The sequence below is a fragment of the Chitiniphilus eburneus genome (genome assembly GCF_005048205.1).
Classification (GTDB): Bacteria; Pseudomonadota; Gammaproteobacteria; order Burkholderiales; family Chitinibacteraceae; genus Chitiniphilus; species Chitiniphilus eburneus.
The window spans coordinates 546,651-557,000 of record NZ_SUMF01000001.1 but is presented as its reverse complement, the minus strand read 5'-3'; the positions used below and the strand labels follow the sequence as shown (position 1 = coordinate 557,000).

The 10,350-nt window shown below is 66.0% G+C and carries 9 protein-coding genes; 8 read left to right on the top strand and 1 reads right to left on the bottom strand.

Annotated elements, in window-relative coordinates:
• Positions 1 to 525: 525 nt before the first annotated feature.
• The 4 genes from FAZ21_RS02595 to FAZ21_RS02580 all read left to right on the top strand — a co-directional run bounded on the left by FAZ21_RS02595 (position 526) and on the right by FAZ21_RS02580 (position 4,133).
• Positions 526 to 1,146 carry a nucleoside/nucleotide kinase family protein gene (locus FAZ21_RS02595; protein WP_136771707.1) on the top strand — a complete coding sequence of 207 codons (621 nt, stop codon included), beginning with the start codon at positions 526 to 528 and terminating at the stop codon, positions 1,144 to 1,146.
• Positions 1,147 to 1,216: 70 nt separating this feature from the next.
• The gene (locus FAZ21_RS02590; protein ID WP_136771706.1) at positions 1,217 to 2,347 is read left to right on the top strand and encodes a Card1-like endonuclease domain-containing protein; all 1,131 of its coding nucleotides are present in this window, start codon (positions 1,217 to 1,219) and stop codon (positions 2,345 to 2,347) included.
• Between the two features lie 99 nt (positions 2,348 to 2,446).
• The gene (gene pncB / locus FAZ21_RS02585) at positions 2,447 to 3,646 is read left to right on the top strand and encodes a nicotinate phosphoribosyltransferase (RefSeq protein ID WP_136771705.1); all 1,200 of its coding nucleotides are present in this window, start codon (positions 2,447 to 2,449) and stop codon (positions 3,644 to 3,646) included.
• 79 nt (positions 3,647 to 3,725) lie between these two features.
• Entirely contained in the window at positions 3,726 to 4,133 is a 408-nt protein-coding gene (locus FAZ21_RS02580; protein ID WP_136771704.1) for a VOC family protein, read from the top strand.
• Positions 4,134 to 4,159: 26 nt separating this feature from the next.
• Here the strand turns inward: FAZ21_RS02580 and blaOXA are convergent, their stop codons facing one another.
• Positions 4,160 to 4,984 carry a class D beta-lactamase gene (gene blaOXA / locus FAZ21_RS02575; RefSeq protein ID WP_136771703.1) on the bottom strand — a complete coding sequence of 275 codons (825 nt, stop codon included), beginning with the start codon at positions 4,982 to 4,984 and terminating at the stop codon, positions 4,160 to 4,162.
• Between the two features lie 105 nt (positions 4,985 to 5,089).
• Here blaOXA and FAZ21_RS02570 point away from each other — a divergent pair, with 105 nt between their 5' ends.
• The 4 genes from FAZ21_RS02570 (at position 5,090) to tkt (ending at position 10,261) form a co-directional block, all read left to right on the top strand.
• A complete protein-coding gene (locus FAZ21_RS02570; RefSeq protein WP_136771702.1) occupies positions 5,090 to 6,571 on the top strand; it encodes a hypothetical protein in 1,482 nt (493 codons plus the stop codon).
• Positions 6,572 to 7,269: 698 nt separating this feature from the next.
• Positions 7,270 to 7,665: an MAPEG family protein gene (locus FAZ21_RS02565; protein WP_136771701.1), complete on the top strand. Its 396-nt coding sequence runs from the start codon at positions 7,270 to 7,272 to the stop codon at positions 7,663 to 7,665.
• Between the two features lie 57 nt (positions 7,666 to 7,722).
• Positions 7,723 to 7,956 carry a hypothetical protein gene (locus FAZ21_RS02560; RefSeq protein WP_136771700.1) on the top strand — a complete coding sequence of 78 codons (234 nt, stop codon included), beginning with the start codon at positions 7,723 to 7,725 and terminating at the stop codon, positions 7,954 to 7,956.
• Positions 7,957 to 8,260: 304 nt separating this feature from the next.
• Entirely contained in the window at positions 8,261 to 10,261 is a 2,001-nt protein-coding gene (gene tkt, locus FAZ21_RS02555) for a transketolase (RefSeq protein WP_136771699.1), read from the top strand.
• The last annotated feature ends 89 nt before the right edge of the window (positions 10,262 to 10,350 follow it).

Here is a 10,350-nt window from a genome sequence, read left to right as displayed (position 1 = left end):
TGCAGTGCGCCGGACTGCAACAGGCCGCGGGACAGGTTGTCCAGCCAGATGCGTTGGCCCAGGGGTTTGATGGCGGCAAGCTTGCTCATTGCAGGGTCTCCAGGGTGAATGCCTCGGCGCGTCGCACGGGTCGCCGGCGACGAAGCGAATCTAGGGGGTGCCATCAATGGTTTCGCGGCAGCGTTCGGTGCGGTTCGGGATGCCCCCGCAAGGAGTTGGTCGCGCCGAGGTATGAATGCCGCAAGCGGTCAGCGACATCGCGGGGCGCCCGAAATGCACCGAACCCGCTCGCACTCCTTGTCAATAACCGGCTATTGGTTACATCACGCGCCTTGTGGTTGGCGCTTTTTCGGCCCAGCGCTGTCGCGAAACCATTGATGACACACCCTGAACAGCGTAGGCCAGGGCGGATCGACCTTCAAACGTGGGGGTGAAGGACGGAGGCCGGGCCGCTCGCCGGGTTGGCGCGTGGCCCGGCCTGCGGGTATGTTCCTTCATCGCCCACCTACGCCCTCCGGCCCGCCCATGCATCCGATCGCCGCACCCTATTTCGCCCGCCTCGACGCCCTGCTGACCAGTGGCCGCCGCCGCATTCTCGGGCTGGCGGGAGCACCGGGCGCTGGCAAGTCCACCCTGGCCGCCGCCTTGCTGGCCCACCTCGGCACGCGGGCCGTGGTGGTGCCGATGGATGGCTATCACCTGGCCCAGGTCGAACTGGAGCGGCTGGGCCGCGCGGCGCGCAAGGGCGCCGAGGATACCTTCGACGCGGCCGGCTTCGTTGCTTTGCTGGCGCGGCTGCGCCAGCCGCGCGTGGGCGAGACGGTATACGCGCCGGCGTTCCGTCGCGAGATCGAAGAGCCGGTCGCCGGGGCCATCGCCGTACCGGCGGACGTGCCGCTGGTTATCGTCGAGGGCAACTACCTGCTGCTCGAACACGGCCACTGGGCCGGTGTGAAACCCCTGCTCGACGAAAGCTGGTACGTCGAGGTGGACGACGACCTGCGCCGGGAGCGGCTGGTCGAACGCCACATGCGATTCGGCCGGGACGCGGCGGCGGCGGCCGACTGGGTGGCGCACACCGACGAACCGAACGCGCGCCGCATCGCAGCCACACGCGGACGTGCCGACGTGGTGTTCCGCTGGTAGATACGGCAGGTCGCAGCGATTTGGGTCATAACGTGGAAAGGCTTCCCACGATATCTCCCGGATTTCACCCATGCACCTGATCTGCCTTGTCGGCTACGTGTCCACCGATCTGGTCTCGCCCCTGTTCGATCGCGGCTTCGGCTTCACCCGCGTCACGCTGCTGCATGACCCGGCCATCGGCGACGCCATGCGTGCGGTGGCCGACGTGTGCCGCAAGGCCGGGCTGGCGACCACGGTGCTGCCGCTGCGCCCGCGCTACGACCCGGCCACCATCCGCGAACGGCTGGAAGCCACCGTGGCCGCCAGTCGCCAGCCCTGCGTGCTCAATCTGTCCGGCGCCACGCCGGTGCAGGCGGCGATCGGCTTCGAGGTCGGCAGCCGCCATGCCCTGCCGATGTTCGCCGTCGAACCGGAGGCCGACACGCTGGTCTGGCTCAGCGATGCCGCCGCTGCGCCGCTCGCCAACGGCTACAACATCGCCGACCGCATGCGGCTGGAGGAATACTTCCGCCTGTACGGTGCGGAGATCGTCACCGTCGAATGCCGACTGTCGCAGCGCGACGCCGCACTGGAAGGTTGGGCCGCCGGCTTTGCCGAACTGGCGGCGTACCGGCCACGTGCCATCCTGGCGCTGAATGCGCTGGCGGCCGATGTCGATGCCGGCTGGATCAGCCGGGGCGCGCTGCATCATCCGCAACCGGAACTGGCTGAGCTGCTGCACGAATCGCGGCTGGCCCGCCTGCTGCCCGATGGCCGCATCGCCTTTGCCGACCGTCCCAGCCATCGCTTTCTGCATGGCGGCTGGCTGGAACGCTGGATTTTCAGCCAGGCTGGCGCGCTGGTGGGCGAATTACCGATCCAGGACCTGGCCTGCGGCATCCGTATCCGCGTGGATGGCAAGGTGGACAATGAATTCGACGTGGCCATCCTCTGCAACAACCAGCTCTATCTGGTGGAATGCAAGACCATCCTGGCCGAAGGCGTCGATCGTGCCACCCTGTTCAAACTGGACAGCGTGGCGCATGTGGGCGGGCTGGCGGCACAGGCGATGCTGGCCAGCCTGTCATTGCCCACCGACCACGAAGAGCGCCGCGCCGAGGTGCAGGACATCGCGCTGCTGTCGGGTCGGGCGCTGCTGGGCGCAGCGGCGCGGCTGCGGCAATGGCTGGGCGGCACGGCGGTGGCGGCGGTGGCGGCGTGAAAAAACCACGCCGTTTTTGACGCAGCGGCCTGCCGCGCGCTGGCGCTCGCCGCTTACAATCGAAACCCATCTGTCCGGGGCGCGCCCCGTGGAGTGCCGATGTCCGTCTTCGACCCGGTGATCGTCTCGCTGCTCGATACCGATCTGTACAAGTTCACGATGATGCAGGAAATCCTGCACCATCATCCCGAAACGCGCGCCGAATACGCCTTCAAGTGCCGCAACACGCCAGCGCTGCCGCTCTCGGGTCTGCGGGCCGAAATCGAGGCCCAGCTCGATTTCCTGTGCGGCCTGCGCTTTACCGAAGACGAACTGGCATATATCGGCGGCCTGCGCTTCATCAAATCCGATTTCGTGGATTTCCTGCGGCTGTTCCAGTTGCAGCGGCGCTTCATCGAGGTATCGGTGCCCGAAGACCGCCCCGACGATCTGGAAATCCGCGTGCGCGGGCCGATGCTGCACTGCATGCTGTTCGAAGTGTATGTGCTGGCCATCGTCAACGAGGTGTACTTCCGCCAGTTTCCGGCCGCGCCCGCGCTGGCCGAAGGGCGCCGCCGTCTGGCGGACAAGCTGGGCACGCTGCGCGACGTGCCGGCGCGGCGCTTTCCCTTCATCTTTTTCGACTTCGGCTCGCGGCGGCGCTTTTCGCGGGTGTGGCACGACGAAATGGTCGCCACGCTGGCGCGCGATGCCGCGCCGTACATGCGCGGCACCAGCAACCTGTCCCTGGCGCGCAAATACGGCCTGACGCCGATCGGCACCATGGCGCATGAGTACCTGCAGGCATTCCAGTCGTTCGGCTCGCGGCTGCGCGACTTCCAGAAGAATGCGCTGGAGCACTGGGTGCACGAATATCGCGGCGACCTGGGCATTGCGCTGACCGACGTGGTGGGCACCGATGCTTTCCTGCGCGATTTCGATCTCTATTTCTGCAAGCTGTTCGACGGATTGCGCCACGACTCGGGCGATCCGTACGAGTGGGGCGAAAAAGTGATTGCCCATTACGAAAGCCGCCGCATCGACCCCAGCACCAAACAACTGGTGTTCAGCGATGGCCTCACCCTGCCCGCTGCGCTGGCGCTGTATGGTCATTTCGCCGACCGGGCGCGTACCGGCTTCGGCATCGGCACCAATCTTTCCAACGATTGCGGGCACGAGCCGTTGCAGATCGTGATGAAGCTTACCCGCTGCAACGGGCAGGCGGTGGCCAAGGTGAGCGACAGCCCCGGCAAGGGCATGTGCGAAGACCCCAATTTCCTGGCCTACCTGTGCCATGTATTCGGCGTGGTGAGCAAATAGGCGGGCCGAACGCCTGCCGTGCGATGGTCGTGTGTCATTCGTCCTAGATTGAAGTATCCGGGACCAATGGGAGCCGACGATGCAAGTTCAAGCGTACCTGTTCTTCAATGGCCAGTGCGACGAAGCGCTGCGCTTCTATGTCACGCACCTGGGCGCCAGGGTGAATGTGCTGCTGCGCTATCGTGATTCCCCCGAGCCGGCGCAAGTGTCGGAGGGCTGGCTGGACAAGGTGATGCATGCCAGCCTGCACATCGGCGAGAGCGAACTGTTCGCCTCCGACGGTCTGCGCGCGGAGGCGGCGGTGATGCAGGGCGTATCGCTGCATCTCACTGCCGAATCGACCGAACACGGCCGGCAGATGTTCGACGCGCTGGCCGATGGGGGCCAGATCACCACGGCCTACGCGCCCACCTTCTGGGCGGCGGGCTTCGGCATGGTGACCGACCGCTTCGGCGCGCACTGGATGGTGAGCGCGCCGTCGGTCTGACCGGGCGGCGCCTTGGGTTCCCAACGCTACAGGATGCCCGCCTGCTGCAACGCTGCGCGCGCCAGCGGCACGCGCTTGGCCGCCGCCGCTTCGTCGGGCAGGTCGATGTTCAGTGCAAAGGCGTGGATGCGCCCGGCCTTCTCCACCCAGCCCACCCACCAGCCGATGTCGCCTCCCTGTGGCGGCGCATACCAGCCGGTCTTGCCGTACAGCACGTAGCCGTCGCCGTCCTCCTGCTTCAGGATGTCGCGTACCAACTGCTGGTTGCGCTGCGACGCAGGCAGCTCGCCGCGCGCCAGCCGTGCCACGAAACGGGCTTCTTCCACGGCGGAAATCTTCAGCGGCCCTTGCAGCCAGAACCGGTCGACCGGCCTACCGGCGCCGATGCCGATCTCCATGTTGCCGTAGCCCAGGCGCTTGACCCACGCGGCCATGCGCTCAGGGCCCACGCGCCGTGCGATGCCCTGGTAGATCGGCACGCTGGAGACGCGGATCGCATCGCGCAGGTTGAGATCCTGTTCCCACTGCTTCAATCGCTGCGGTTTGCCCCCATACGGCAGCACCTGTTCCAGATCGCGCACCACGCCGGTTTCCAGCGCGATCAGACTATTGGGGATCTTGAAAGTGGATGCCGGCACGATGCGTCGCGCCGCCCGTTCCGGGTTGTAGATGCGTAGCGTGTCGGCCTGCGCGTCGTACAGCACGAACGTGCCTGTCACGCCGAAGCGCTGGAACAGCGATGCCAGAGCCAATGGCTCGGCGGCGCGTGACAGCGGTGACAGCGCCAGCACGGCACAAGCGGCCAGGAACAGCCACAATCGGGGCCATCGCCCCAGGGAATGCGAACTCATGGAAAACCTCCACTGCAAGGGTTGGATGATCCGGCCGGTGCCCGTCATCGTAGGTGGCGTTGCCCGGTGCGCCCAGGTGCACGGCTGTCACAGCCGTCACACGCGATGAGCGTGCGAGTCGAACTGACCACGCCGCAGACGGTGGACGGCGCCCGGGCGCCGTTTCAATCCTTGTGGCTATTGGTGCGACTGGCCCAGGCGCGACAGCTCGGTCACCCTGCCGTGCACTCGCAGGCGCTGCATCGCGGCTTCAGCGACGCCAAGACCCTGCGGATGGCGATCAGCCGTGCCTTCCGCGATTTCGCACGCTGGGGGGTGACGGTGGGATGGGGCGACGACAGCGGGCGTGACGTGCGCTTTCTCAACACAGGCCAGCGCAGTCGGGGCCCTTTCTGGTTGCCGGCCGCCGAGGCCGCGCGCCTGCAATTCACTGTCGCCGGTGTGCCCGCCAGCCCGGACGACCTGATCGCGTTCCTGGGTGAAGACGCCACGCCGATGGAAGACAGCGAGCGCCTGACGCTGGATGAGCTGCCATTCTGGCGACAGATGACGCTGGCGCGGCTGGCGATACGCAGCGGCAGGCTGGTGTCCGCCCAGCGCGACGATGGTGCGCTGGGCGCGCTGCGCCTTGCCGGCGAACTCGCGACCGTCCCGGCCGAGCAGGCACACCTGTGGCTGACCGAAGCCTGGATCTGGCGTCGCCTGGGCGACGCGGCGCAGACCGCTCGCCTGTTGCAGCAACTGCGCCGGCTGCGGCGTCGGCACGTGCTGGTGGACGACGCCTATCTGGCCGCGATGGAGCGGTTGCTAGGGGCCTGGTGCGCCTACGACCGGCGAGACCTCGCGTGCGCCGAACGCTTGCTGGATAACCTGGCCGCCGATGCCGGCGTGCTGCTGCGCCACCATCCACACCTGCGCTTCGAATGGCATAACCTGTCGGCGCTGCTGTTGCGGTCACGCGCGCTGGCGCAACCGCGCCACCCGGATGCCGGTACCTGGGCACGTGTCGCGCTGGAGCGCTTCGGCACCGCGCTGGCGACGGCGTTGCGGTCGCAGACGCTGGATGCCGCGCAACAGGGCGCGGCCAACCTTGGCATGGCGCAATGGCTGTTCCGTCTGGCCGGCCTGGGCGGCGACGCCGACAGCGCGGCGCAGGCGGTGCAGTGGATCGCCTTCAGTGAATGGCTGTGCGTCCGGAATGGCCTGTCGCGGCAGAGCGCGTGGAACCCGCTGTACCTGATGCGTATCGCACGCGGCGAATTGGCCGGTGGCGCGCCCATCCCGCTCGACACCCTGCTGGGCTGGGCCGGCCCCTTCGCCGAAGCGCTGGCCGGCTTGCCATTGAATGAAGGCTGGCATGCCACGGCCATGGGCCTGCTGCACGAACACGACGCTGGCCGTTGTCGTTATCCCGCCACTCAGTTGTGCGCACTGCTGTACGAAGCGGCCTGGTTCGGCCGCCACGAAAAGGTCGCCGGCACCCCCGAATTGTTGGCGCGCCTGCGCACGCAACTGGCGGAGCTTTCCCCCGCCGACCGCGACTACTACCTCGCGCAACTGGCCGAGTGGCCAGTCGAAGCCTGGTGAACCAGAGCCCGCCTCTTCCGCCGAGTGCAAAACAACATCCTCGCCACGGCGCGGAACGCGCGAATGGAACCGGCACAAACCACCCAGGGCACCTGCACGACTTAGCCGGATACCTGATGCCCGTATAAGGGCCACTCAGGCTTGCCGGCCAACCAAGAACTCACATATCCCGAACCGCAAAGCAGCCAACATCCACGTATCGAGCACAGCGAGGCCCCCTCGCGGCGGCGAGGGCGGGGGGAGTGGAATCGATCAGGGAGAGCCGTTGCCAGCGGGAAAATGACGTTATGCGTCCGGCTTCGCCGGGGGCTAGATGTCGGTGGACTTGCCATAGCGCATGTGAGGCCTCAAGGCTCGCGCGGCGAGGGCGGGGGGAGTGGAATGGATTCGGGAGAGCCGTTGCCAGCAGGAAAATGACGTTATGCGCCCGGCTTCGCCGGGGGCTAGATGTCGGTGGGCTTGCCACAGCGCATGTGAAGGCCCAAGGCTCGTGCGGCGAGGGCGGGGGGAGTGGAACGGATCAGGGGAACGCCGTGCCGGCACTTGACCATGAGTCGCGCCCGGCTTTGCCGGGAGCCCGATGCTTGTGGATATTCAACTCACGCATCCATTCGCACTCAGGCGTTCCTGTAGAAATCACGCTAACCCAGCCCGGCCACGCTTCTATAGTGAGCCATCCCCCCCACGGAGTCCCCCGCATGCCCATCGAACTGCAAGCCCTGGCCTGGACCATTGTGCTCGGATTGGTCCAGGTGTTGCTCACCGCCTCGGTGCTGCGGCGGCAGCAGGGTCTCAAATGGGCTGCCGGTCCCCGCGATGTGGCGCCGCCGTCGCCCACGCCGCTGGGCGGCCGCCTGCAACGCGCCCAGGCCAACCTGATGGAGACCTTTCCCTTCTTCGCCGCGGCCGTGTTGGTGGTGATGATCCAGGGCCGGCAGGGTGACCTCAGCCATTGGGGCTGCCTGCTGTATTTCTGGGCGCGCGTGCTCTACGTGCCGCTCTACGCAGCCGGCATTCCCCGCGTGCGCTCGCTGGTCTGGATGGTGTCGCTGATCGGTCTGCTACTGGTGCTGGCCGCCGCGCTGGGCGCCTGAGCGCGACCGTATTCCCCACCCGTTTACCGGCGCCCTCCGGCGCCAAGGAGATTCGACATGGCGGTATTCGAAACCTTGCTCAAGTTCAGCGAAGTGCTGGATGCCACCCCACGCGGTGAGACGCGCACGCTGACCGCCGCCGATTTCGACGTCGAACTGCTGGTGTTCGATGAACTGGTACGCGCGTGGACGGACGAACTGCCACCTGGCTTCGAACTGGTGGGGCGCGAAACCGCCATCGCCGATGGGGCCCCCTATATCAGCGCCATCCAGGTACGCCGCGTGGATTGAACGTGCGGCGCGTTGCCAGATCCGACTGGTGAACGGAAAGGTGCCGTGCCCTGGCGCCGCGTTCCGGCGTGTGTATAAAGAAGCTTCCGGCACACCGCGAAAGGGCGCTCGACAATGCTGGCAATCGGCGTCGTGCCGCGGTTTGAGCCATAACAAGCCCCCCGCCGGCGCATTGGAGTAAAACCTGAACCTTTCGCGGTGGCGCGGTGTTGTCCCCCAGGCAGTGAGTCGGGATAATGCGGCGAGCCGCTTTGGCGCGCAGTCGGCGCCTCCCACCATGTTTATTTCTCTTAGAGGATTTCCTATGGCAACGCGTACAGACATGGCCAATGCCATCCGGGCGCTGGCGATGGACGCCGTGCAGAAAGCCAACTCCGGTCACCCCGGCATGCCGATGGGCATGGCCGAAATCGGCGTGGCACTGTGGGGTGAAGGCAACTACCGCCACAACCCCAAGAACCCGCACTGGTTCAACCGCGATCGCTTCATCCTCTCCAACGGTCACGGCTCCATGCTGCAATACGCGCTGCTGCACCTGACCGGCTACGATCTGTCGATCGACGATATCAAGAACTTCCGCCAACTGCATTCCAAGACCGCCGGCCACCCGGAATACGGCTATGCACCTGGCGTGGAAACCACCACCGGCCCGCTGGGTCAGGGCATCTCCAACGCTGTCGGCTTCGCGCTGGCCGAAAAGCTGCTGGCTCGCGAGTTCAACCAGCCCGGTTACGACATCGTCGATCACCACACCTGGGTGTTCCTGGGCGACGGTTGCCTGATGGAAGGCGTGAGCCATGAAGCCTGCGCACTGGCCGGCACCTGGGGCCTGGGCAAGCTGGTGGCGTTCTGGGACGACAACGGCATCTCCATCGACGGTCACGTCGAAGGCTGGTTCAACGAAGACGTGCCGGGCCGCTTCGAAGCCTATGGCTGGCACGTGGTGCGCGCTGTGGACGGCCACAATGTGGATTCCGTGCTCCAGGCCATCGAAGAAGCCAAGGCCGTTACCGACAAGCCGTCGCTGATCTGCTGCAAGACCATCATCGGCAAGGGCTCGCCCAACAAGGCCGATAGCCACGATTCGCATGGCGCACCGCTGGGCGAGGCCGAAATCGCCGCCACCCGCGAAGCCATCGGCTGGAAGTACCCGCCGTTCGAAATCCCGCAGGATATCTACGACGCCTGGAGCCGTGTGAAGGCCGGTGCCGAGCAGGAAGCCGAATGGCAAGCCCTGTTCGACAAGTACGCGCTGCAACACAAGGATCTGGCCGCCGAGTTCAAGCGCCGCATCGCCGCCGAACTGCCGGGTAACTGGAGCAACATCGTCGACGCCGCGCTGGCTGAAGCCCGTGAAAAGGCCGAAACCATCGCCACCCGCAAGGCCAGCCAGAACGCGCTGAACGCCTTCGTGCCCAAGCTGCCGGAAATGCTCGGCGGCTCGGCCGACCTGACCGGCTCCAACCTGACCAACTGGAAGGGTAGCACCCCGCTCAAGCGCGAAGGCAATACGCTGGTGGGTAACCACATCAGCTACGGTGTGCGCGAGTTCGGCATGAGCGCCATCATGAACGGCATTCAGCTGCACGGCGGCTGGCGTCCGTATGGCGCCACCTTCCTGATGTTCAGCGAATACGCCCGCAACGCGCTGCGCATGGCCGCGCTGATGAAGATCCCGACGCTGTTCGTGTTCACCCACGATTCCATCGGCCTGGGCGAAGATGGTCCGACTCACCAGCCGATCGAGCAAACCCCGACACTGCGTCTGATCCCGAACATGAACGTGTGGCGTCCGTGCGATACGGTGGAATCCATCGTCGCCTGGGCTCACGCCATCGAGCAGAAGACCACCCCGTCCACGCTGATCTTCAGCCGTCAGAACCTGGCGTTCCAGCAGCGCACCGACGAGCAGGTCGCCAACATCCGCAAGGGTGGCTACGTGCTGAAGGATGTGGCGGATGCCAAGGTCGTGCTGATCGGCACCGGCTCCGAGCTGGATGTCGCCGTGAAGGCCGCCGAGCAACTGGCTGCGCAAGGCGTTGCCGCCCGTGTGGTGTCGATGCCGTCGACCAACGTGTTCGACAAGCAGGATCAGGCGTACAAGGACAGCGTGCTGCTGCCGGGCGTGCCGCGCCTGGCGGTCGAGGCCGGCGTGACCGACGGCTGGCGCAAGTACGTGGGCCTGGAAGGCGATGTGGTCGGTATCGACCACTTCGGCGAATCGGCTCCGGCTGGCGTGCTGTTCAAGGAATTCGGCATCACCCCGGAAAACGTCGCGGCCCGCGCCAAGGCGCTGGTGAAGTAAGCGATACGTTCCAGACGAAAAAGGCACCCTGCGGGGTGCCTTTTTCATGGGTGGTGAAACCCAAGGGTTATCTTCTTCTGATCTTCGTC

Bases quoted from the DNA above. Each gene is read 5' to 3' on its own strand.
- FAZ21_RS02590 (WP_136771706.1), top strand. From the start codon at position 1,217: ATGCACCTGATCTGCCTTGTCGGCTACGTGTCCACCGATCTGGTCTCG.
- blaOXA (WP_136771703.1), bottom strand. From the start codon at position 4,984: ATGAGTTCGCATTCCCTGGGGCGATGGCCCCGATTGTGGCTGTTCCTG.
- FAZ21_RS02560 (WP_136771700.1), top strand. From the start codon at position 7,723: ATGGCGGTATTCGAAACCTTGCTCAAGTTCAGCGAAGTGCTGGATGCC.
- FAZ21_RS02565 (WP_136771701.1), top strand. From the start codon at position 7,270: ATGCCCATCGAACTGCAAGCCCTGGCCTGGACCATTGTGCTCGGATTG.
- pncB (WP_136771705.1), top strand. From the start codon at position 2,447: ATGTCCGTCTTCGACCCGGTGATCGTCTCGCTGCTCGATACCGATCTG.
- tkt (WP_136771699.1), top strand. From the start codon at position 8,261: ATGGCAACGCGTACAGACATGGCCAATGCCATCCGGGCGCTGGCGATG.
- FAZ21_RS02570 (WP_136771702.1), top strand. From the start codon at position 5,090: ATGAGCGTGCGAGTCGAACTGACCACGCCGCAGACGGTGGACGGCGCC.
- FAZ21_RS02580 (WP_136771704.1), top strand. From the start codon at position 3,726: ATGCAAGTTCAAGCGTACCTGTTCTTCAATGGCCAGTGCGACGAAGCG.
- FAZ21_RS02595 (WP_136771707.1), top strand. From the start codon at position 526: ATGCATCCGATCGCCGCACCCTATTTCGCCCGCCTCGACGCCCTGCTG.